Below are 22,091 nucleotides of genomic sequence, written 5' to 3' on the forward strand. Positions count from 1 at the left end.
CCAGCGCCGTGTCGGGGAACCCCTCCCGTGCCGTTGGCCCGTCACGGAGACGGCACCTCTCCGGCCTCCCTGGACTCGACCCGTCCCAGCGGGGCGGGCCCGGCCGCCAGCGCGTCGCGGGCCGTCCGCCAGGCGGGGTCCCCCGGATGGAGCGCGGTGCGGAGGTAGGCCCAGGTGAGCCGCTGCACCACGGACACCCGTTCGGGGCTCTCGTCCGTGGTCTCGGCGACGTCGTATCCCGAGACCCCGCCGAGTCCGTGCTCCGCGCCGAACAGGGTGAGCAGGGACTTGGGGCCCGGGGAGAGGAAGTACGGGTCGGCGTGCCAGTCCGGGCCCCGCACCGTCAGGTGGGCGGAGTCGTCCTTCTCCCCCGCGACCACGAGCGCGGGCGTCGTCATCGTGGAGAAGTCCGTGGTCAGGAAGAAGGGCCAGTCCCGGGCCACGGACTCGGTGAGGGCGTCGCCGCCCCTGCCGGGCGCGGCGAGCAGCACACCCGCCGTGATGCGGGGATCGGCCAGGTTCACCTCCGTTCCGTCGTCGGGGTCGGTGAGCCGTGCGCCCAGCAGCAGGCTCGCGGTGTGTCCGCCCATCGAGTGCCCGGCCACGGCGACCCTGCCGCGGTCCAGGCGCCCGCGGAGCTGGGGGACGGCGGCCTCGATGTCGTCGAACCGGTCGAGGACGCGTGACATGTCCTCGGCCCGCGACCGCCAGTACAGCGGTGCTTCCGGAGTGCTGGGGTCCAGGTCGAGCGTCCGCGAACTCAGGTGGGTGGGCTGGATCACGGCGAAGCCGTGCGCCGCCCAGTAGTTGGCGAGGGGCGCGTAGCCGTTCAGCGAGGAGAGGTGGTTGGAGTAGCCCTGGCCGTGCGAGAGGAGGATGACCGGCAGGTCGTCCCCGGTCACGGGCGCGGAGACCCGCACCTCCAGGTCCACGGCGCGGCCGGGAGCGGGCAGCACCACCGGGCTGACCGAGAGGACGGGGGCGGGCGGGCCGGGGGTGTGGGCCGTGCGGGTGGGTTCACTCATGGTGCTTTCCCTTCGATGGCCTCCGCCGCCGGTCGCGCCCGGCTGACGGCGGGCGGAACAGGCATGCGGACATGCGGACGGGAGCGTCCGGCTTCGGATACGCTGAAAGCGGATCAGCGCTCCGCTTAATATACGGAGCACTGTTCCGCTTTGTCAAAGACCAGGGAAGGGGAGTGCGGTGCCCACCACAGGCGGGTCCGGAGAGGGGCCGACCCGGAGCAAGCGGGCTGACGCGCGGCGCAACCAGCGGAAGCTGCTCGACGCCGCGGCGGCGGTGTTCGTCACCTCCGGCGTCGACGCGCCGATCCGTGAGATCGCGGCGGAGGCGGGCGTGGGGATGGGAACGATCTACCGCCACTTCCCCACCCGGGCGGACCTCGTCGTCGCCGTCTACCGCCACCAGGTCGAGGCCTGCGCCGAGGCCGGGCCGACCCTGCTGGCCGGCGCCGACTCCCCGTTCTCGGCGCTCCGGCAGTGGGTCGACCTCTTCGTCGACTTCCTGGTGACGAAACACGGGCTCGCCGACGCGATGCGGTCGGACGGCGGTGGCTTCGAAGCCCTGCACGCCTACTTCCTCGACCGCCTGGTGCCCGTCTGCGAGCGGTTGCTCGACGCCGCGGTGGACGCTGGCGAGACCGAGCCGGGCACGCACGCCTACGAACTGATGCGCGGCATCGGCAACCTCTGCGTCGTCGGGCATGACGGCGATCCCCGCTACGACCCCCGCCGACTGGTCGAACTGCTCCTTCAGGGGCTACGGCGGCCCCGGCCGTCCTGATGCCGGTGGTCGCCCGTGCGGGGCGGGGCGTGCGGGCGGCGCCGTGTCGTCGGACCGTCCGACGCGGCCCGGAGTCCGTTCCCGGGCCCGGCCCTCGGCACGGCGGTTCGGGCGTCCGGGGCCCCGTTCCTCGGACGCCCCGCCGAGGGCCGGAGGCACCGCCTAGAGGCGAAGGTCCCCGGTGGCCACGGTGACCGCCTCTCCGCCGATCAGGACGCGCTCGCCCCGGTCCTCGACGAGCAGGTCGCCTCCGCGCGCGGAGGCCTGGTGGGCGGTCAGTCCGGCGCGGTCCAGGCGCTCGGCCCAGAACGGGGTGAGCACGGTGTGGGCCCTGCCGGTCACCGGGTCCTCGGGCACACCGACACGGGGACCGAAGACGCGGGAGACGAAGTCGTACCCCTCGTCGGCCCGGGCGGTGACGATCACCAGGTGGTACGGGAGGCGGGCGAGCGCGGCGACGTCGGGCGCCAGCTCCCGCACGGCGGCCTCGTCGGCGAGTTCGACCAGCAGGTCGTCACCGCCGCCCAGGCCCACCCACCGGGGCTCGGCGCCGAGCGCCCCGGCCAGACCCTCGGGTGCCTCCACGGGCGCCGGGCGCTTGGCGGGGAAATCCATCCACAGGCGCCCGTCCCGCTGCTCGACGGTGAGGACCCCGCTGCGGGTGGTGAAGCGGTAGGGCCCGGGGACGCCGAGTTCGGTGAGCGCGTGCGCGGTGGCCAGCGTGGCGTGTCCGCACAGGTCGATCTCCACTGTGGGCGTGAACCAACGCAGCTCGTAGGAGGCTCCCTCCCCGTCCACCGGACGGGCGAAGGCGGTCTCGGACAGGTTGAACTCCGCTGCCACCCCCTGCGCCCAGTCATCGGGGTAGGCCTCGTCCAGGACCAGGACGGCGGCGGGGTTTCCGGCCAGGGGCCGGTCGGTGAAGGCGTCGACCACGCGGTACTCAGGCATGGCGCACAGCCTAGAAGCGCCCCGGCGGCTGCCCAAGGTCCACTCGCGGGCACGGTGGACCCTCCCTAGAGGGGCGGCTCGTCGAGGATGAACATGGTCTGCGTGCTCTTGACCTCGGGCAGGCGCTGGAGGCGTTCGAGCACGAAGGTGCGCAGGGCCGCGGCGTCGGTGACGCGGACCAGCAGGAGCAGGTCGACGTCACCGGAGACCAGGGCGGCGTGATCCACCTCGGGGATGTCGCGCAGGTAACCGCGGAAGCGTTCCCAGGAGTGCTGCTCGATGCGCACGGACACGTAGGCGGACAGGGCCGTGCCGTACTTCTCCGGGTCGATGACGGCGGTGAACCCGCGGATGACGCCCTCACCCCGGAGGCGCTCCAGGCGCGAGTAGGCGTTGGCACGGGAGATGTGCGCCTGCTCGGCGACCGCACGGATGGACATGCGTCCGTCGCCGCAGAGCAGGGAGATGATGCGACGGTCGGTGTCGTCCAACTGCACGGCCATGTGTCTTACCTCATACCGGTCGCACGATGATCACATGAGAACATCCGGAACCTCACGGACCGATACCGGGCAGTTCGTCCAGCATCAACGCGAGGTTATCGACAATATGGGGTAATTCACCTCATATTCAAGACACGAAGCACACCGATGAGCGTTCTCGTCAGGCTCCTCCGCTCCCCTCGGCGGAGCCGGCGCGTCTCGTGGACCGGCACGGCCGGCGTGTGGAGCATCCGCTGTTCACCGCTCCCGACCACACCCTGCTCGCCGACCTCCACCGCGTCATGGTCATCGGCCGCCGCTTCAACCAGGTCGGAACGGGACTGGCTGTTCCCCAGCCACCGGCCTTGTCCGAGAGTGCTCCTGCCTTCAGGCCAGAGGTGAATCGGCCCTGGTGTGCACAGTGTGTTGGCGCTCCCGTGCTTTGAGTGTTGTCGGCAGGTGGGAATCACACCCGTCGATGTGTCGCCGCCGGGCTGGCGGAGAAGTCGAACGCCTGCGGAGGCAGGGTAAGACCACCACCTTCTGGGTGGGGCACCAGCCAGCGAAACAGGAACCGCGCGCGTCGTGAGGCGCGAGCACCACCCGCCCACGAGGGCGGGTCGGAATCCCCGTCAGTTCACGGCGGGGAGGATGTCAACGGGACAGCGTCGCCCTCGTCACCGGGGGCGTCGATCCGACGCGGGCCCTGACCCCGTTCCGTGGGGGCTGGCACCCCGGGTACGGCCCCCCACCGTCAGCGGTGCGCACCCCGGTGCACCCCGCTGGCCACGAACGCCTCCCACACCCGGGCCGGGGACGGCCCCGCCATGGTCGAGACGGTCACCCACCGGGTGGAGGCGGGCGGTTCCGACACCCCGCGCCACCACGGGGAGGGATCCGAGGCCGTGTACTGGACCGCGCGCGACCCCCTGCTGCGCACGGAGGCCCTGCTGCGCGCGGAGGGCGCGTTCGGAACCCCGGAGGAGGCGGACGGGGTCCCGGCCTCCTCCGACGCCGGAGCGGAGGGGGTCGCGTCCCTCGTACGCGGTCACACGGCCGCCGGTGACCAGCGCCGCCCCCTGTCCACCGCCACGTAGGGGCGCCCCGGCGGGGCCGCCTCGCGTCCGCGGGCCCCGCCGGGTCCGGCCTGCTCGCCGCCTACTTGCGGCGCAGCCCGTCGACCACGGAACCCAGGCGCGAGCCCAGGCTGTGGCGGCCGGTGCTCCGAGCGATCAGGCTTCCGCCCCCGCCCCTGGCACCGGCGTGCGCACCGTTCAGGCGGCGGGTTCCGGCGAAGAGCATGGCGATCAGCACGGCCGGGATGAGGACCAGGGCCAGCAGCCCGGCGCCCCCGACAACGCCGTCGGCGCCCATGAGCTGGAAGCCGGAGAGGTCGTTGGCGGCGGTCTCGGCGCTCACCCCGCCGTCGTCGCCCCCGTCCCCGCCGCCGGAGGCGCCCTCCTCGGACTTGCCCTCCTCGGCGTCACCGGAGTCGCCCTCGGCCTTGGTCGGAGCCGGCTCCTCGGCCCCGTCCTCCTCGTCCTTCCCGGCGCTCTCCTCCGGCTTCTCCTCGGGCTTCTCCTCCGGTTCCTCCTCGGAGTCACCCCCGGAGGCGACCTCCTCGGGGATCGGGGAGACCGCGTCCTCGCACTTGTCGCCGGGCTGCTGGAAGGGGTGCGGCGCGCCCTCGGTGCCGTGACCGTCGCCCCACTCGGTGATGTAGTACTCCACCTCGAGGTGGCCGTTGCCGCCGCTGACGGTGTAGTTGCTGTCGTTCCACGTCTCGCCGGTGATCTCGGCGAAGGTCTTGCCGTCGATGTCGAGCAGCACGTCGCAGCCCTGGGAGGGGGCGCCCGGGCCCCGGTCGCCGATGAAGAACTCGGCTTTCCTGCCCTCGTAGACGATGTAGCCCTCGGTTCCGAGAGGCCAGCTGGGACTGGAGAAGAGGCCCTTCTGCATGGGTTCTCCGCTCGCGGGAGCCCCCGTGTCCCCGTTGATGCCGGAACCGTCGTCCCAGAAGTAGGTCGCGGTGACTTCGCCGTGCTGAATGGGAGTTTCGTTGCTCATGAAAGGAAAGCCCGGTTGACGACAGGGCCGAGAAGACCACGGGCATGGCTCACCGCAACGCGGGCACACGTGGCGCGCGCCCCGCGAGGGCGTGTCATGGCAGGGTTCTCCCGCGTCGCTGGCGGCGAGTGGCGGGCGGGAACGGGAGGTGTCTCCGCTGGCTCGGGCGCGTGGGTCGCGCGGCCCTGTTCCCCGGAAGAGGTCTCGACTCCCTTGCGGCCCGCGGCCGGTCAAGGGCTCGGCATCGGTCCGCCAAAAGGCAATAACGAACCGATCACGAGGGACCCTAACCCACGTTTGGGCAAAGAGCGCAAGCCCGTGGGGTAAAATGACGTTGCGTGTCACTCGCAATACGGTGCGAAGCAGGGCATTCGAGGGGCCGAAAAGGCGAAAAGGCCCTGCTGCAAAAGGGTTTACGGACCTGCCCGGGGGCGACAGGCAGGCCCGTGGGGTGTCCCTCGCCACAACCCCGGCCCTCCGTGACCCGACAGCGAGGGACAAACCCGGACGCACGTGGTCAAGAACACGTCATCCGGACACCGTGTGCCGGTCAGGTCACCTGGCCGCGCCGGGAGAAGCGCTCCTGACGCCACTCACCGCTCTCCACGACCTCCGTCAGGGCCTCCGCGGCGTCCCACACGTCCACGTAACGCAGGTAGAGCGGGGTGAAACCGAACCGCATGACGTCGGGGGCACGGAAGTCGCCGATCACGCCGCGCGCGATGAGCGCCTGCACGATCGGGTACCCGGCCCCCTCCTCCGGCTGCACCAGGGCCACCTGGCTGCCGCGCCGCCCGTGCTCCGCCGGGGTGATCGAGGAGATCCCCACCTTGGCCGCGCGCTCCAGGAACAGGTCGGTCATCGCCAGGCTCTTGGCGCGCACCTGGTCCAGATCCGCCCGAGCCCACACGTCCAGGCTCGCCTCCAGGGCGGCGTCGGCCACCAGCGGCTGCGAACCGCTCAGGAAGCGCGACACCCCCGGCGCTGGCTCGTAGTCGGCGGTGAAGTCGAAGGGGCGGGCGTGCCCGTGCCAACCGCTGAGCGGCTGGTCGGCCACCGCGTGGTGGCGGCGGGCGGCGTACAGGAACGCCGGTGCGCCCGGTCCCGCGTTGAGGTACTTGTAGGTGCACCCCACCGCGAAGTCGGCGCCGCCGCCCGACAGGTCGACGGGCACCGCGCCCACGCTGTGGCACAGGTCCCACACCACCAGGGCGCCGTGCTCGTGGGCCAGGCGGGTGATCCCCGGCATGTCGCGCAGGGTGCCGCCGCGGTAGTCCACGTGGCTGAGCAGCAGAACCGCGACGTCGCCCGTGGCCAGGGCCTCGGCGAGCCCGGGTCCGTCGGGGTCCACCCGCCGCTGGGTGGCGCCCAGCAGCGAGGTCGCGCCCTCGGTGACGTAGAGGTCGGTGGGGAAGTTCCCCGCCTCGCCCAGCACGACCGAGCGGTCGGACATGCGCAGTGCCGCGACCAGGGTCTTGAACAGGTTGGCCGAGGTGCCGTCACCGACGACGACCTCGTCGGGGGCCGCGCCGACCAGCGGCGCGACCTTGGCCCCCAGGGTGCGCGGCTTGTCCCACCATCCGGCGTCGTTCCAGCTGCGGATGAGGTCGCGACCCCACTCGCGCTCGATCATGTCGGCGACACGGCCTGGGGTGGATCGCGGCAGGGCTCCCAGGGAGTTGCCGTCCAGGTAGACCACACCCTCGGGGAGGACGAACTCCTCCCGGAACGCGGCGAGGGGGTCGGCCGCGTCGAGCGCGAGGCAGTCCTCACGGGTGGTGGGGATCATCGGTTCCTGCTTCCTGATGGGACGTGGGTGGATCAGACGGTGCTGCGGAGCGACCACAGTTCGGGGAAGACGTCCTGCTCGGCGTTGCGCGCCAGCCACCTCAGGCCGTTGGAGCCGCCGCTGCCGGGCCTGCCGCCCAGGGTGCGCTTGACGGCCACGAGGTGGCGGTGGCGCCACCGGGTCACCCGCTCGGCGACGTCGAGCAGCGCCTCGGCCAGCAGGAACAGCTCGTTGCCGGGGGTGTCGTCGGCGTAGACGGTCAGCCACGCCTTCTCGACCTCGGCGCTGGCCTCGTAGGACCGGGTCCAGTCGCGGTCGACCCGGTCCTGCGGGACCGGCAGCCCGCGGCGGTGCAGCAGGCGCAGCGCGGCGTCGTAGAGGCCCGGACGCTCCAACAGGTCGGTGAGCTCCTTGGCGACGTCGCTCATGCCCTTGTGCGGGCGGATCATCGCGGCGGACTTGTTCCCGAGCAGGAACTCCAGCTTGCGGTAACCGTGGGACTGGAAGCCCGAGGCCTCACCGAAGGAGTCACGGAAGCGGTTGAACTCGGTGGGCGTCATGTCGGCGAGCAGGCCCCAGGAGTCGTTGAGCACGTCCTGAGCGTTGCACGCCCGGCGCAGCCAGGCCAGCGCTCCGGGCACGTCGTCGGCCTCCAGCGCGTCGCGGGCCGCCTCCCAGCGTTCCTGGACCAGGGCGAACAACAGCTCCATGACCTGGGTGGCGATGATGAACGACGACTCGGCGGGCTCGTCGGTGCGCGGCCTCTGAAGGCTCAGGAGGGTGTCGATGCCGACGTAGTCGACGTAGGGGGTGTTGCGCTCGAAGGACAGGGTCGGACTCCCGTCCTCGCCCGTCCGGGCCGCCTCGGCCCCGCCGGCGTCCCCGGCGTACGGACACTGCTGGGCGGTGGTGGAGAGCATGGGAACCCCTTGTCGGACTCGCGTGTACGTCTGCGCGCCCACGGGCCGCCGCGGGGAGGGATCACCTCCGCGGACGGCACCACGAGCGTGAGGTCACATCATCGGACACGCGCGCCGCCGACAGGAAGGGTCGCCGGACACGCGAAGGGGACATTGACCTAACATCCGTAAGAGGTAGTGACTCTCGACTTTGGGAACGCAAGGCATGGCCTCACGACTGGCTACCCCGTTGGACGGCGTTGACCAGCGCATCCTCGCCGAACTCCAGCAGGACGGGCGTCTGTCCTTCAACGAACTGTCCCGCCGGGTGAACCTGTCGGCGCCCGCCGTCGCCGACCGCGTGCGCCGCCTCACCGACCGCGGGGTGATCACCGGCTACCACGCACACGTGGACCCGGCCGCCGCAGGACTGCCCGTGACCGCGCTGGTGCGTATGGAGTGCTTCGGCGCGCACTGCCTGCTGCGCGACCGGGCGTCGCTGGAACTGCCGGAGATCCTCCAGGTGCACCGGGTGACCGGTGACGACTGCTGTGTCCTGCTCATCGCGGTGCGCTCCATGGAGCACTTCGAGGAGGTCATCGACAAGCTCGCCGAACACGGACGCCCCTCCAGCACCATGGTCATGTCCAGCCCGGTGCCCTGGCGCCCGGTGGCCGCACCAGTGACGCGCCCCCGCTGACCGGACGGCCCGGGCCGGACACGTGTCCGCCGAGCACGCCCCAGGACTCGTCGCATGTGGGTTCTCGACGGCCTGGCCGCGTGTCGGTGGTGGGACCGCTGGTGCCGGGCGAGGCCGCCGATGGCTGCGTCGACCATGGGATGGCCTCCTGGCCAGCCGCGGCTAACGCGGACAAACGCCGGCCTCGGCTCCAAGGACGTTCAGAAGGGCCAGGGCCTCGGCGCCAGGGGATCCCGGCGGCGCGCTGTAGAGCACGAGGTGCTGGTCGCGGTCCGTGATCGCGAGCGCATCGCAGTCGACGGTGATCTCCCCGACCACCGGGTGTCGGAAGGTCTTCGTGAGCATCGGCGCGGCCTGCACGTCGTGTCGCTCCCAGAGCCGGACGAAGTCGGGGCTGGCATCGCGAAGCTCGTCGACGAGGCCGGTCACCGCGGGGTCGCTCGGGTAGCGAGCGAGGGTGGCACGAAGCTCCATGACCACCTGGTGCCGGAAGTCGGCGGCGTCGGCGAGCCCGTACAGCGCCATGTCCGGTCGCGTCGGTCCGAGGAACGCCCGGCGCGCGAGGTTGCGGTCCATCGGGGTGAGCCCGGCGAAGCCCCCCATGAGCGCGGCCGCGAGGTCGTTCCACACGAGCACCTCGAACATGGCGGACATCACGAAACCGGCCGTCGACGGCAGTCGTTCGAGGAGCGCGAGGACGCTGGGGCGGACATCGCGCCGATGCAGCCGATCACGGATCGGCGCGGTGCCCGCGAGAACGTGGAGGTGGGCGGACTCGGCGTCCGTGAGCCTCAGTGCGCCCGCGATCCCGGCGAGGACCTCGCCCGACGGTCGTGGCGCCCTGGCCTGTTCGAGCCGAACGTAGTACTCCGTGGAGATGTGCGCGAGGACCGCCACCTCCTCGCGGCGAAGACCCGGTGTCCGGCGGCGCGGGCCCGAGGGGAGGCCGATGTCCAGCGGTCGGAGTCGTTCGCGGCGGCTACGGAGGAACGCTCCGAGTTCCTGTCTGTCCATACCCCGATTCTGCACGCCGTGCGGCAGCGGATCCTGGTACTGCCTGTACCTGTATCCGGTCCGGCAGCTGGGCTGACACTGCCAACATGACGGACAACATCGACATCTCACCCATCGGCCTGCTCACCGGCAAGGTCGTGTTCATCACCGGTGCCAGCCGAGGGATCGGGGCGGCGGCGGCCCGGCTCTTCGCACGGGAGGGCGCGGCCGTCGTGCTCGCCGCCCGCAGCACGGACACCCTCCAGCGGATCGTCGCCGAGGTTCGCGCCGACGGCGGCGACGCGGAGGCGGTGACCATGGACCTCACCGACCAGGCGAGCATCCGCGCGGCGGTCGAGCGCGTCGAGGAGCTGTACGGCCGGCTCGACGGCGCGTTCAACAACGGTGCCACGGTCCAGCGGCCCGGCCCGCTGGACACGACGAGCGACGAGGACGTCGAGGCGCAGTTCACGGTGAACTTCCGGGCGCACTGGACCGCGATGGCGGTCGAGGCCGAGCTCATGCGCCGGGGTGGTGGCGGGGCGATCGTCAACACCTCGAGCATCGGCGGCCGCCGCGCGAACCCCGCGCTCCCCGCGTACGGCGCGATGAAGCGCGCGCTCAACAGCATCACCGAGTCCGCGGCCGTGACCTGGGGGCGGCAGGGGGTCCGCGTGAACGGCATCGCCCCCGGCGGTACCGCGACGGAGATGATGGACGCGTGGGAAGCGGTGTCCCCAGGCATCATCGAGCGCAACAACGCGGCGACCCCGCTCGGCCGTATGGCCGAGCCCCGAGAGGTGGCCGAGGTGGCCGCGTGGCTCATCAGCGACCGGGCCTCGATGGTGACGGGCGCGATCGTGCCGGTGGACGGCGGTGCCGGCGCCTGAGACAGAGCCGACGCGGTGACGCGGTGACGCGGTGACGCGGCACGAAGCGGTCCTCGCCGGCTGCGGTGGCGAGGACCGCTTCCCCGCGCGGACCGCAACGGGCCGCCCCACGTGCCGCTCCCCCGCACGACCGAGGACCCGAACGACAGGGGCCCTAAGGTTCTGGGATGAGCGTTCTCATCGACACACCGGTCTGGCCGGGGCCGCGCGGCTGGCTGTTCGCCCATCTGGTCAGCGACCACTCCCACGACGAACTGCACGCCTTCGCCCGTGCGCTCGGGGCGTCCCCGCGCGCGTTCGACCGCGACCACTACGACATCCCCGAGCACCTGCACGCCCGGGCCCTGGAACTGGGCGCCGAACACGTCAGCGGCCGCGAGCTGGTCACCCGCCTGCGCGCGGCGGGGCTGCGGCGTCCCCGGGCCCGGCGTTCACCCGACCCGGCCTGAGTTCCCGCCCCCGGAACGGCCGCCTCAGGGCGGGGGCGGCTCCACCGGGGGCGGCGCGGTCAACCGGTGGAGTTCGGCGAGCACGTTCACCCGGGCCCGCGCCTCCCAGTGCGCCCGGCCGAACCGGGTGTGGAACAGGTGCGGTGCCTCCAGCAGGGAGCGGAGCACCCCGGCCCGGCCCGCACGGAAGTCCTCGTCCGTGACGTACCGGTACTCGGCCCGTACGGCCGTCGTGTACGCCAGGTACTCGTCGACCGGCGAGGCCAGCACGGACAGGTCGGCGTCGCAGAGCACCGCGCCTCCGGTGTCCCACCTCCCCGGCCGGTGCGTCGCGGTCACGCCGACCAGGCGCGCGACCTCGCGGACCCGGGCCGCCGCCATCCCCAGCAGGGGCAGCAGCCGCTCGGCCAGCCGGGCGCTCTCCTCCTCGTCCCGCCCCGGGACGCCCTCGTGGACGGCGTCGTGGAACCAGACCGCGTGGCGGACGAGGTCGGCGTCGCGCGGTTCCTCCTCCTGGAGCAGCGTCTCGACCGCGCGCAGCGTGGCACCCAGGTGGGCGGGCGTGTGGTAGCGGCGGTGCGGCTCGCTCCAGCGCTCCAGGAGTTCGGCGCCGACCGCCACCGCCTCGGGGCCCTCCCCGGCGAGCGCGCGCCAGGCCGCGGCCAACCGCACCGTGTCGTCCTCCGGCGGGCGCGGCCCGCCTCCGGGGTCGTCGGAGCTCATACCACCAGTCCTTCCCATCGGCCCCCGCCCGCCCGGCACCGGGCTCAGGTGGCGGAGGTGTCCACGAGTCCGGCCTCGTGGGCGAGGATGGCCGCCTGCACCCTGTTACGCATCTCCAGACGGTTGAGGATGGCGCTGACGTAACTCTTGACGGTGCCCTCCACCAGGAACAGCCGTTCGGCGATGTCGGCGTTGGACAGTCCGGCGCCCACCAGCGCCAGCACCTCGCGCTCGCGCTGGGTGAGCACCTCGATCCGTGCGGCGGCCGCCGCCTCCCGGGTGGCCCGGGCCCCGCCGAACTGGGCGATCACCTGCCGCGCCACCTGGGGTGACAGGTAGGCGCCGCCGTCGGCGACCGCGTGCACCCCGGTGATCAGCTCTCGCGGGTCTCCCGCCTTGAGCAGGAAGCCGCTCGCACCGCCGCTGAGCGCCTGGGAGATGTAGCTGTCCTCGCCGAAGGTGGTGAGGATGACCACGGCGGTGGCGGGGGCGATCCGGCGGATCTCGGTCGTGGCCGCGAGGCCGTCCATCCGGGGCATGCGGATGTCCAGCAGCGCCACGTCGGGGCGGTGGGAGAGCACCAGGTCCACGGCCTCGCGGCCGTCGGCGGCCTCGGCCACCACCTCGATCTCCGGGTCGCTGCGCACGATCGCCCGTACCCCGGCGCGGATCATCGCCTCGTCGTCGGCGAGCAGCACCCTGATCACGTCCGTTCTCCCCCTCTGGTGTCCGGTTCGATGGTCCGCGATCAACGTAGCGGCGCCTCCCCCTTGGTCAGCAGGCGCCCCTCGGCGAAGCACAACTGGTAGAGGACCGTCTCCCCACCGAAGAACGAGGAGTCGCTGCGGTAGTAGTCGCACGTGGCGCCCGGGGGGACGGCGTCCTCCTCCAGCATCCGGGCCTCCACGGGCACCGAGGCCTCCGGCAGTACCCCCTCCACCCGGGACTGGGGGTCTCCGATCCCCAGGGAGGCGAACTCCTCGGGGGTCAACTCGGTCCGTTCCAGGTTCCTCAGGGTGGACCCGACCAGCACGAACGCGACCGTCACGACCGCCAGGACCGGCAACAGGGCCAGGGCCAGAGACCATCCGCGCACCCGGCGACGGGCGGCCGACTGGAGCTGGTCGATCTCGGTCACCTCACCGTCCTCGTCGGGACCCACCTCCGCGACGCCGTCCAGCGGCATGGTCGCGCAGACCTCCCAGCCGCCGTCGCCGTCCGGTCCGGCGGCGAAGGAGCCCCCGGTCAGGCGGACGCGCTCGCGCAGACCGATGATCCCGCGCCCGCCGCCGCTCCCCGTGTCGGGGAACGGGCCGGAACACGCGGAGTTGGTGACCCGTGCCTCCACCCGTTCCCCGCTCGCGGTGATCCACACGGTCACCTCGGCGCCCGGGGCGTACCTGGCGGCGTTGGTCAGCGACTCCTGGACGACGCGGTGGACCGCCCGGTCGACCATCGGCGGCAGGTCACCGGTCTCCCCCTCCCGTACCAGCGCGACCCGCATGCCGGAGTCGCGGGCGCGGTCGACCAGGGCGGGGACGCCCTCGCCGGCGGGGGACATGGGCGCGGGTTCGGCGTCGGCGCGCAGCACCCCGATGATCTCCCGCAGGTGCTGGGTGGCGGTGACGGCGGTGGCCCGCAGCTCGGCCGCCGACTGGCGGTGCTCCTCGTCCAGGTCGGGGGTGACCTCCAGGGCTCCGGCCCGGAGGGCGATGAGACTGAGCTCGTGGCCGAGGGAGTCGTGCATGTCCTGGGCGATGCGGGACCGCTCGCGCAGTCTGGCCTGGTCGACGGTGAGCCTGTGCTCCCTCTGGAGGTGGCGGGCGTGCTCCCAGCCCGCGGTGGCCAGGGCGACGTGCTGGCGCCGGTAGACCCCGACCAGCCAGGGCAGCACGATGTTGAACACCATGGTGACCATGGTCGTGACCCACACCCCCGTCGGCCCGGTGGGCCACAGCAGCGCCACGACCAGCAGCCACAGCGCGGTGCCGGACGTGAAGAGCGTCCCCGCCGAGCGCACGTCGGGCATACGGCGGCCGGTCAGGTAGGACACGCAGAACAGCAGGACACCGAAGCCGTACACCCAGAACGAGCCGAGCAGCGCCACGACCAGGGAGAGCAGCGGGTAGAGGCGGCTGAGCACGACGGTCAGGGCGGTCAGCACGACGGCGGCGCCCGCGGTGGTCAGCGCCTGGGCCGCGGACATCTCCCCCAGGGACCAGCGGCCGAGCACCTCCACCAGGCACAGGGCGGTGATCACCGCGCCGAACAGCACGTCGCGCAGGACGGCGCCCCGGCTGGGCCAGCCCTCCAGCGGACGCAGCGCCCGCCGGACGATCATGCGCGGTTCGGTGAGGTCCATGCCGGTGAACCTACACATTCGTCCGGGGCGGCGGCACCGTCGAAAGTCAGGGTCGTGTCCCGTCCTCCGTCAGGGACGGGACTCCCCGCGCGGTCGCGCGACGCCACACGGTGCGGGGACGACGGGGTGGCGGGGTCCGCGGACGGCCGCCAACCACATCATGGGATGATTTCCGGGTCTCTGCGATCGCTCGTGCCCCACGGCCGGGCCGCGGTCCCCGGAGGCGAGGAACCACCACGGAAACGGGACCGATGTCACCGTTGGAAACGCTGCGGCGCATGCACCGCATCGCCGGATGGCCACTGCTCCTGAGTACCTTCCTGGCACGCCTGCCCATCTCCATGTCCCTGATCGGGTTGCTGACCCTGGTCACCACCACGACCGGGAGCGTGGCCGCCGCCGGTGTGGTGACCGGCGCCTTCGCGCTCGGGGAGACCGTGGGCGGCCCCGTCATCGCCCGGTTCGCCGACCGGCACGGGCAGCGGACGCCGGTCCTGGTCACCGCCGTCGTGGACGCCGTGCTCGTCACCGCGCTCGTGTCCGCGGTCCTGGCCGGGGCCCCGACCCCCGTCCTGGCGGCGCTGGCCGCCGTGGCGGGCATGTGCATGCCCCAGATCGGCCCGATGGCGCGCACCCGCTGGGTGGTGCTCATCCGGCGCGGAGCGGACCGGGGCGTGGAGCGGGAACGCTCGGTGTCGGCGGCCATGTCGGTCGAGGGCGTGCTGGACGAGGCCGCCTTCGTCCTGGGCCCCGCCCTGGTGGGCGTGCTCACGGTGACGATCTCACCGGCGGCGAGCGTGCTGGGCGCCGCCGTGCTCATCGGCGTGTTCGGGTCCGTGTTCGCCCTGCACCCCACCGCCCCGCCCGGAGCGCCGCCGGTACGCGGCGCCGAGGGCCGCATCGCCACGCCCGCGCTGCTGGTGCTGGCCGTTCCCATGTTCTGCCAGGGCCTGTTCTTCGGCGGCATGTCCACCGGTGTGACCGCCTTCGCCGCCGCCTCGGGGCACGGCGACCTGTCCGGCCTGATGTACGCGGTGATGGGCACCAGCAGCGCCGCCGCGGGCCTGCTGATGGCCTCCGTGCCCGTGGGGTTCCCGCTCACGGCGCGGACCCGGGCCGCGGCGGGGGCGCTGTTCCTGCTCACCCTGCCGCTGTACCTGGACCACGGCGTGGTCGGTCTGGCGGTGGCCATCTTCGTGCTGGGCGCGGCGATCGGCCCGCACATCGTGAGCCTGTTCGGGCTGATCGAGCGGGCGGCCCCGGCCAGCCGCCTGTCCCAGTCGATGGCCCTCATCCTGAGCTGCCTGATCCTGGGGCAGTCGCTGGGATCGATGGTCTCGGGAGCGCTGGCCGACGCCCACGGCCACCAGGGGGCGTTCGCGCTGGCCACCCTGGGCGGGCTGGTCTCCCTCGCGGTCACCGTCCTGGTCATGCGCGCACGCTGGTACACGCGTCAGGAGGAGGGGGAGTCCCCGACCGCGGCACGGCCCGCTCCGGGTAACGGAGGAGGTCAGGGAGCACATCCTGGGTGATTCGGGGAACATCGGGCGTTAAACCCGCGTTAAAGAGGCACCCAACATTCTGACTCCGACCTAGGCTCGATGATCGTGCTCGATCTACTGGCCACCATCGGCCCCCGCCGCAAAGAGGTGCCCGTGCCCCAGCTCAACGGGCTCGCCCGCGTCACCCTGTCGGTCCGCGACCGTGACGAGAGTGTGCGCTTCTACCGAACGGTCCTGGGTTTCCGGGTCCTCAGTAAGCGTGACCACGAGGGCACACGGCGCACCGAGTGCCAGCATCCGGCCACCGGGCTGCTGCTGGCGCTCATCCAGCACCGCGACAACTTCAAGGGCAGGTTCGACCGCAGGCACTGCGGCCTGGACCGCCTCACCCTGGGCGTCGACAACCTGGGTGAGCTGGAGGCCTGGGAGGAGCGCTTCGCGGAGATGGACGTGGAGCACTCCCCCGTGATGCACGGTGAGGAGGGCTCCACGCTGCTCTTCTACGACCCGGACGGTACCGAACTGGCCCTGTTCGCCCGCGCCGAGCTCGACGCCGGCGAGGACTGAGAAACCCGTCACGAGCGCGCGCACCGCGCGCCGCGTGGTGTCTCCCCGGACCGCCGCTCCGAGGAGGGGCATCCCCGACGACGGCCTCCGGCCGCGGCCCCCTCTCCCCTTCGGGCACCCGGGGAGTGGGCGCCCGGACCGCTCCGCCGGGGCCGGGACCCTGTTCGGGGTACGGGCCTACTCGACCCCCACCAGGTTCAGGCGCACGTCGCGCTCGGCCAGGTCGTCCACGGCCGAACGCGGGAGCCGGTCGTCGGTGATGATCAGGTCGAACTCCTCCAGGCTCGCCACCCTGAAGGTGCCGAACTTGCCGTACTTGGTGCTGTCGACCGTGAGCACGCTCTTGGAGGCGATCCGCAGCAGCGCCTGCTTGGCGACCACCTTGGCCTCGGAGGGCGTGGTCGAGCCCCGCTCGGCGTCCCAGGAGCTGCTGGCGATGAAGGCCAGGTCGACGTTCACCTGGCGCAGGAAGTCGGCGGTGAAGCGCCCGACCGAGGAGTGGTCGGAGTGCGAGACCACCCCGCCGGTGTGGATCAGTTCGATCCCCGGGTACTCCATGAGGTGGCCCACGACGTTGAAGTCGCTGGTGATGACGGTCAGGCCGACCTTGTCGGTGAGCAGGGGGACCATCTGGAGCGTGGTCGTGCCCGCGTCCAGGTAGATGGTGAAGTTCTCGCGAACCAGGTCGGCGGCCGCCCGCGCTATGGCCCGCTTGGCGGGTACCTCCAGCTGGGCCTTGGCCAGGTAGGAGGGCTCGCTCTTGAGCCGCGCCGCGAGCCGCACCCCGCCGGTGACCGACAGCACCTTGCCGTCGTTCTCCAGCGCCTGGATGTCACGCCGGACCGTCATGTGGGACACGGACAGCATCGACGTGAGCTCGTTGATGCTCAGCACGTGGCGCTCCTGGAGGAGCTTGAGAATGTGCTCTCGTCTCTGGTCCGGAATCATCGTTGGCCTCACACTCCAGGGACGGTCGTGGGAACGCCGTGCGGTCACGACGCCGTGTAACAAAGTTTCCCAGCTCGCGGCGCCCCGTCGGCGTCCTCACGACGTGAGTCCGCTCGCAATCGCGACGCCACGTACCGCACACCACCGTCCCGCGAGGAGGCCGGCACCGCTCGCCCGGTAGGCGTTTTTCCTGTTTGCCCCACGTACGACGCGAGTCTTTGCCACCCTTGGCAGCATGACGTTGTCCATCGCACTGCGCGGAGACACCGCACGCTTCCCGGGAAACACCCTCCCGGCCCTGCGTTCAGCCTCGCGTGCCGGGGCGGACCTGGTCAAGATCGACCTCCACCTCACTTCCGACGGATACCCGGTCCTGGCCGACGAACGCCTCGTGACCGCCCCGGGTTCCCCACCGCGGCCCGTGGGTGAGTTCACCCTGGCCGAACTGGCCGCCATCCGCGACGACGTGGAGCGGCGCGTACCCACCCTGATGGAGGTGCTGGCCGACTTCACCGACTCCGGTCCCCCTCCCCTGCTCGTGGACGCCAGCGAGCCGGAGGCCGCGCTCGCCGCGGACACCCTGCTGCGCGGACGCGGATTCGGCGACCAGGTGCTCTTCACCGGTTCCACCGAGACCCTCGACGCCCTGCGCGCCCGCAGTTCCGACGCACGGCTGATGCTGGCCTGGGACAAGCCGGGCCTCCCCCCGGAGGACGTGGTACGGACCCTGCGGCCCGCCGTCCTCGGCACGCACTACACGTTGCTGACCCGAGAACTGGTCATAGAAATGCACCGTTCCGGTTATTTCGTAACGGCGTGGACGGTGAATGACTTTCCGGAGATGGCGCGGGTGATCGGAATGGGGGTGGACGCTCTGGCCACGGAACGGATCGAGGACCTGGTGTCCCTGACCAGCGGACGGGAGCAGGAGGCGTCGACCGCCGGTTCGGTCTGACCACGGAGGATATCCCCACGTGGGCGGGCGCACGGACGGGTTCCGGTCCATCCGGATGCCAGCGGCCGACCCGCCCCGTCGGGGGTGCCACCACCGCCGGAGGCGGTTCGCGAACAAGGCGTTCCGGGTTCCGTCATTCTCCGCTTTCTGTCGACGTGACACGGATATCCTCAATGGTGGCAACCCCGTGCAGATCCCGCGCCCACAACCCCGAGGGCGCTCCCCGAGCGACGAGAATCCACACATGACGGCCGACACCTCCCCTCACGCGCTCCGCACCACGGCCCCCGTCCTGGACTGTGCCGCGCGGCTGTTCGCCGAGCACGGCACACGCGGCCTGGCCATGTCCGCGCTGACCCAGCGCGTCGCGGCCGAGACCGGGACCGACACCGCCTCGCTCAGACGGGCCTTCCCCACCCGGTTCGACCTGGCCTACGCCGTCGTGCTGCGCTCCGTCCGCGAGCGGGTCAACGGGCAACTGGCCGCGGACCAACCGGACCGGCCGGCGACCGAACGCATGTCGTCCCTGGTCAGGCGGCACGTGGAACTCGGGTGGAAGCACCGCTCGGCGACCGCCCTGGAGCGGGAGCTACTGCCGGTGCTGCGCGCCGTCCACCCGTCCCGCCACCGTGAGATCAGTTCCCTGACACGGGCGTACCGCGAACACGTCCGCGCGATCATCCTGGACGGAGTGGCCGCCGGGGTCTTCGGCGTGCGCGAGCCGGGCCGGGCCGCCGACGAGGTCCTGGAGACCTTCGACTCCCTGCTGTACTGGTACGACCCCGAGGGCGGCCTGAGCCTGGACGACCTCGGCGCCGTCTACGTCGACCTCGTCATCCACCACCACCTGGAGTGCCCGCGCTGAGCGCCCCCGCCACGGGTTCCGGGAAATCTGGGCGTCAAAGAGTCTGTTCTTTGGAACATTCCCCCCGGAGGTGTGTTTCGGGCGCCGCCAGGGTTCTGCGCGACGAGGCAAGCCGCGAGCGAGGAACGAGCGGCAGGCACAGCCGAGGAGGAAGAATCCCTGGCTCCTCGGGCGCCCAAACAAGGAGAGCACCGCGGCCGAAGGCTGTCGTCTGAGGGTGGTAGCCCGCCAAGGCGCGGAGCGCCCCGGCGGGCGACGGGAGGGCCGAAGCGAAGCGGAGGCCCCGAAAAACACCGTCCTAGCCGCCGACGAGCTGATCCAGGTCCACGGACTCGGCCAGCGCCCGCAGTCCGGCGTCCCCCGGGTGGAGGTGGTCCCCGGAGTCGTAGACGGGCAGCATGCGGGTCGGGTCCTCGGGATCGCGCAGGACCGCGTCGAAGTCCCACACGCCGTCGAAGGGCGACCGGGGGTCGTTCACCTGCGAGCGCAGGTGGGCGTTGACCTGCTGACGGGCCTGTTCGACCTCCGCGGTGCAGCGGAGTTCTCCCCCGCACGGGGTGAGCGTGGCCACGAACACGCGCAGGTCGTACTCGCGGGCCAGCAGCGCGGTCCGCTCGATCCCGTTGATCACCGCCTCGGGCGGGGTACTCCAGCGCAGGTCGTTGATCCCGGCGAAGACGACGAGGGTGTCCACCCCGCTCTGGGCCAGCACGTCCCGGTCGACCCGGCGGGTCAGCGCCACACCGGTGAGGTTGTTCGAGACTCCCACGCCCGGGTAACCGTCCCTGACCACGTGGTTCCCGGACACACCGAGGTTGAGCACGCCCGGGTTGGGCAGGTCGGGATGCCCGGCCAGGCGGGCGCTGAGCACGTCGGGCCAGCGCGCGTGGGCGTCGGGGGTGGAGCGTATCCCGTCGGTGATGGAGTCACCGAGGGCCACGACCGCTCCGGGGCCGCCGAGGACCTCCACCCCGGTGAGGAACGGCCACCGCTCGACGCCGCCGGTGAACGGCTCCCCGGTGGTGTCCGTGGTCAGGTCGCCGCTGCCCGGCGCGCTGGCGTAGTTGGTGTCCACCGACGCGTAGTGCACCGGTGCGGCGGTCACCTGCTCGGGGAGGTGGATGCTGACGAGCACGTCGGTCTGCGGCGGCAGGAGGATCCCGACGGGGTCGCTGAACACCTCGCCCCCGGCCGGGATCACGGTGCCGGGACGTCCGTCGAAGGTGAGCGGGACCGCGGCGCCGCGGGTGGCGGCGCCGGTTCCCCGCAACGCCAGGGAGGCCGCTCCGATGGTGACGGGCGTGGGAGCGAAGGTGTTGTCCAGGCGGATCCGGGCCGTGTGGCCGCCGGTGGTCGTACGCACCGACAACCGCAGGGTCTGGTCCTCCCAGGGGCCGACCTGCATGTAGCCGGAGGTGGCCCGGGCCCAGGTGCCGGTCCACTCCGACCCGGCTGAGCGCCCGCCCACGGAGAACAGGTGGATGCTGCCCCGCCCCTCGCCGACCCGGGGCAGCACCACGTGGGAGATCTCGCGTGTGGGGTCCACGGGCACGCTGAGGGCGTACAGGCGCACCGCGCCGAGGGTGGGGCTGGGGCCGGAGTGCTGGGCGGAGTTGGCGTAGGGCAGGGTGAGAGCGGCCTCGCTCGCGGGCCCGGCGACCCAGTGCGGGACGGACAGGACGAACTCCCGCCTCCCCCCGTCGGCGTAGACCACGCGGCCGGTGCCGTGGACGTCGGTTCCGCCGTCGTCGGTCCTGGCGGTGCCGGTTCCGGTGGTGTCGGCACGGGTCGCGGTGGCCAGGAAGGTGAGCGACCGGTAACGCTCCTCCCGAAGCCGGAGTTCCTGGCCGTCCGAGACCAGGTGGTCAGGGCGGCCGGGGGCGTAGTCGGGCAGTGTCAGGGGCGTGCCCAGGAGGACGATCTCGCGGCCGGGGGTCCATCCGGCGGCGGCCAGCGCCTGCGCGGACAGGCTGTGGCCCGAGCCGTCGAGGTCGACGTTGGCGACGGAGGTGTCCCGGGAGATGCCGATCTCGTCGACGAGCTCGCGGAAGGGCGTGCCGGTCACCTCTGCGGTCGGCCGATCCGCCGGTTCCGAGGGCCGGGCGTCGACGTCACGGGAGATGGTGGTGTTGACGACGACCACGAGGACCACCGCCACGACCACGGCGGCCACGCCGCGCAGCAGGTGGGCCACAAGACCCGCGCGTTGGCGGTGCGTGCCGCACCGCCGTGTCCCGTACGCTCCCAACGCTCGCCTCTTCCCGGAATACGCCTGTCCACCGACTGTCGGACGCCCCGGGGCGCACGGTGGTTGTTGAGACGTGGCACACCACACGCCCCCCTGACCGGCCGCCAGTGTAAACGAGGAGACCGCGCCGGCCCGGGAGGTTCCGGGAGGTTCCGGACCGCGGGTCGTATGGGTCGCGACCTGCACAGAACGGAAAAGGCAAGGCACCTTCGGATTCAGTGACGAGCGCCACCCATTTCATCCGATGTCAGGACGGAAAAACGGGCACCCATTAATCGGATAGAACGGGGCGAACCACTGCACAGGGGAAGAAAGCACCAGATAACTGATAACCCAACGAATCCACACCAGACACCGCACCTCCGCGGCCCGCTCCACCGCCGTCGCCCCGGCCCCGTGGAACGCGGTGGGTCCGCGAAGCACCCGCACGGGGACGTGCGGGCGTGCGCCCGGCTCCGGCCGACCACCCGCGTCGGTTCTCCGACGTGCCGTGACCGGAGAACACCGTCGCGGCCGTCGTTCCGGCACGCTCCGCACACGTCCGCGGGGTGAGGAAAGCACCGCCGACACGCGCCCGGGACCAGGGGGCGCCTTTTCGTGCGTGAGAGGGGTAGGCCGGGCAGGACTCGAACCCGCGACCCAGGGATTATGAGTCCCCTGCTCTAACCAACTGAGCTACCGGCCCGCCGTTATCGGCAAACGCCATCCTAACAGGGTGGGTCCGACGTTTCCCCGCCCAGAATCCGTTAACGGACAGGGCCTCGCGCCCACCCGGGGCGGAGCCCACGGGGACACGTACTCCGTACCTGCGTCACGGTCCGCGAGAGCGCGCGGTCTAGGGTGGTGAGGTGCGGCGCGCGCCTGGACGGCCCCCAGCGCCCGGTACCGACGCCGCGTC

General features: G+C 72.0%; 21 protein-coding genes and 1 tRNA gene. 9 read left to right on the top strand and 13 right to left on the bottom strand.

Annotation, left to right across the window (positions count from 1 at the left end):
* Positions 1 to 41: 41 nt before the first annotated feature.
* Positions 42 to 1,025 carry an alpha/beta hydrolase family protein gene (locus tag D455_RS0117740; RefSeq protein ID WP_017572053.1) on the bottom strand — a complete coding sequence of 328 codons (984 nt, stop codon included), beginning with the start codon at positions 1,023 to 1,025 and terminating at the stop codon, positions 42 to 44.
* 178 nt (positions 1,026 to 1,203) lie between these two features.
* On the opposite strand from D455_RS0117740, the gene D455_RS0117745 reads away from it, so the two are divergent.
* Positions 1,204 to 1,803: a TetR/AcrR family transcriptional regulator gene (locus D455_RS0117745; RefSeq protein ID WP_017572054.1), complete on the top strand. Its 600-nt coding sequence runs from the start codon at positions 1,204 to 1,206 to the stop codon at positions 1,801 to 1,803.
* Between the two features lie 162 nt (positions 1,804 to 1,965).
* On the opposite strand, the gene D455_RS0117750 is transcribed toward D455_RS0117745, so the two are convergent.
* Both D455_RS0117750 and D455_RS0117755 read right to left on the bottom strand, forming a co-directional pair.
* A complete protein-coding gene (locus D455_RS0117750) occupies positions 1,966 to 2,754 on the bottom strand; it encodes a PhzF family phenazine biosynthesis protein (protein ID WP_026122728.1) in 789 nt (262 codons plus the stop codon).
* Between the two features lie 65 nt (positions 2,755 to 2,819).
* Complete coding sequence (locus D455_RS0117755; RefSeq protein ID WP_017572056.1) at positions 2,820 to 3,257, bottom strand: Lrp/AsnC family transcriptional regulator; 438 nt, start codon at positions 3,255 to 3,257, stop codon at positions 2,820 to 2,822.
* An 806-nt stretch (positions 3,258 to 4,063) separates the two neighbouring features.
* Here D455_RS0117755 and D455_RS0117765 point away from each other — a divergent pair.
* Positions 4,064 to 4,333 carry a hypothetical protein gene (locus D455_RS0117765; protein ID WP_017572058.1) on the top strand — a complete coding sequence of 90 codons (270 nt, stop codon included), beginning with the start codon at positions 4,064 to 4,066 and terminating at the stop codon, positions 4,331 to 4,333.
* Positions 4,334 to 4,394: 61 nt separating this feature from the next.
* Here D455_RS0117765 and D455_RS0117770 read toward each other — a convergent pair whose 3' ends face one another.
* From D455_RS0117770 to D455_RS0117780, 3 genes are all read right to left on the bottom strand, one after another.
* Positions 4,395 to 5,303: a hypothetical protein gene (locus tag D455_RS0117770; RefSeq protein WP_017572059.1), complete on the bottom strand. Its 909-nt coding sequence runs from the start codon at positions 5,301 to 5,303 to the stop codon at positions 4,395 to 4,397.
* A gap of 550 nt (positions 5,304 to 5,853) precedes the next feature.
* Positions 5,854 to 7,092, bottom strand: coding sequence for a kynureninase (gene kynU / locus D455_RS0117775; protein WP_026122729.1), 1,239 nt, complete (start codon positions 7,090 to 7,092; stop codon positions 5,854 to 5,856).
* Positions 7,093 to 7,124: 32 nt separating this feature from the next.
* Positions 7,125 to 8,012: a tryptophan 2,3-dioxygenase gene (locus D455_RS0117780; protein WP_017572061.1), complete on the bottom strand. Its 888-nt coding sequence runs from the start codon at positions 8,010 to 8,012 to the stop codon at positions 7,125 to 7,127.
* Between the two features lie 205 nt (positions 8,013 to 8,217).
* Between D455_RS0117780 and D455_RS0117785 the strand changes: the two genes are divergently transcribed.
* A complete protein-coding gene (locus tag D455_RS0117785) occupies positions 8,218 to 8,691 on the top strand; it encodes an Lrp/AsnC family transcriptional regulator (RefSeq protein ID WP_026122731.1) in 474 nt (157 codons plus the stop codon).
* Between the two features lie 162 nt (positions 8,692 to 8,853).
* Here the strand turns inward: D455_RS0117785 and D455_RS0117790 are convergent, their stop codons facing one another.
* Positions 8,854 to 9,705, bottom strand: coding sequence for a helix-turn-helix transcriptional regulator (locus D455_RS0117790; protein WP_026122732.1), 852 nt, complete (start codon positions 9,703 to 9,705; stop codon positions 8,854 to 8,856).
* Positions 9,706 to 9,791: 86 nt separating this feature from the next.
* On the opposite strand from D455_RS0117790, the gene D455_RS0117795 reads away from it, so the two are divergent.
* Positions 9,792 to 10,574 carry an SDR family NAD(P)-dependent oxidoreductase gene (locus tag D455_RS0117795; RefSeq protein ID WP_017572064.1) on the top strand — a complete coding sequence of 261 codons (783 nt, stop codon included), beginning with the start codon at positions 9,792 to 9,794 and terminating at the stop codon, positions 10,572 to 10,574.
* Positions 10,575 to 10,741: 167 nt separating this feature from the next.
* Positions 10,742 to 11,023 (top strand): DUF4031 domain-containing protein, encoded by a 282-nt coding sequence (locus D455_RS0117800; protein ID WP_017572065.1) that lies wholly within the window; start codon positions 10,742 to 10,744, stop codon positions 11,021 to 11,023.
* A 24-nt stretch (positions 11,024 to 11,047) separates the two neighbouring features.
* Here D455_RS0117800 and D455_RS0117805 read toward each other — a convergent pair whose 3' ends face one another.
* From D455_RS0117805 to D455_RS0117815, 3 genes are read right to left on the bottom strand one after another with little or no spacing between them, the layout of a single operon-like run.
* Entirely contained in the window at positions 11,048 to 11,746 is a 699-nt protein-coding gene (locus tag D455_RS0117805) for an HD domain-containing protein (RefSeq protein ID WP_017572066.1), read from the bottom strand.
* A gap of 44 nt (positions 11,747 to 11,790) precedes the next feature.
* Positions 11,791 to 12,453: a response regulator gene (locus D455_RS0117810; protein ID WP_017572067.1), complete on the bottom strand. Its 663-nt coding sequence runs from the start codon at positions 12,451 to 12,453 to the stop codon at positions 11,791 to 11,793.
* A gap of 41 nt (positions 12,454 to 12,494) precedes the next feature.
* The gene (locus tag D455_RS0117815) at positions 12,495 to 14,108 is read right to left on the bottom strand and encodes a sensor histidine kinase (protein ID WP_017572068.1); all 1,614 of its coding nucleotides are present in this window, start codon (positions 14,106 to 14,108) and stop codon (positions 12,495 to 12,497) included.
* A 251-nt stretch (positions 14,109 to 14,359) separates the two neighbouring features.
* Between D455_RS0117815 and D455_RS0117820 the strand changes: the two genes are divergently transcribed.
* Together D455_RS0117820 and D455_RS0117825 are read left to right on the top strand one after the other, a co-directional pair.
* Complete coding sequence (locus D455_RS0117820; RefSeq protein ID WP_026122733.1) at positions 14,360 to 15,640, top strand: MFS transporter; 1,281 nt, start codon at positions 14,360 to 14,362, stop codon at positions 15,638 to 15,640.
* A gap of 69 nt (positions 15,641 to 15,709) precedes the next feature.
* The gene (locus D455_RS0117825) at positions 15,710 to 16,177 is read left to right on the top strand and encodes a VOC family protein (RefSeq protein ID WP_017572070.1); all 468 of its coding nucleotides are present in this window, start codon (positions 15,710 to 15,712) and stop codon (positions 16,175 to 16,177) included.
* A gap of 177 nt (positions 16,178 to 16,354) precedes the next feature.
* On the opposite strand, the gene D455_RS0117830 is transcribed toward D455_RS0117825, so the two are convergent.
* Entirely contained in the window at positions 16,355 to 17,125 is a 771-nt protein-coding gene (locus D455_RS0117830; RefSeq protein WP_017572071.1) for a DeoR/GlpR family DNA-binding transcription regulator, read from the bottom strand.
* A 235-nt stretch (positions 17,126 to 17,360) separates the two neighbouring features.
* On the opposite strand from D455_RS0117830, the gene D455_RS0117835 reads away from it, so the two are divergent.
* Positions 17,361 to 18,080 carry a glycerophosphodiester phosphodiesterase gene (locus D455_RS0117835; RefSeq protein WP_017572072.1) on the top strand — a complete coding sequence of 240 codons (720 nt, stop codon included), beginning with the start codon at positions 17,361 to 17,363 and terminating at the stop codon, positions 18,078 to 18,080.
* 244 nt (positions 18,081 to 18,324) lie between these two features.
* Positions 18,325 to 18,945, top strand: a complete 621-nt coding sequence (locus D455_RS0117840) for a TetR/AcrR family transcriptional regulator (RefSeq protein WP_017572073.1) — start codon at positions 18,325 to 18,327, stop codon at positions 18,943 to 18,945.
* A gap of 298 nt (positions 18,946 to 19,243) precedes the next feature.
* Here the strand turns inward: D455_RS0117840 and D455_RS0117845 are convergent, their stop codons facing one another.
* The gene (locus D455_RS0117845) at positions 19,244 to 21,193 is read right to left on the bottom strand and encodes a GDSL-type esterase/lipase family protein (protein ID WP_152487092.1); all 1,950 of its coding nucleotides are present in this window, start codon (positions 21,191 to 21,193) and stop codon (positions 19,244 to 19,246) included.
* Between the two features lie 611 nt (positions 21,194 to 21,804).
* Positions 21,805 to 21,878 (bottom strand) — tRNA-Ile (locus tag D455_RS0117850).
* Positions 21,879 to 22,091 lie beyond the last annotated feature (213 nt).

Origin of the sequence: Nocardiopsis halotolerans DSM 44410, assembly GCF_000341065.1 — a bacterium.
GTDB lineage: Bacteria > Actinomycetota > Actinomycetes > Streptosporangiales > Streptosporangiaceae > Nocardiopsis > Nocardiopsis halotolerans.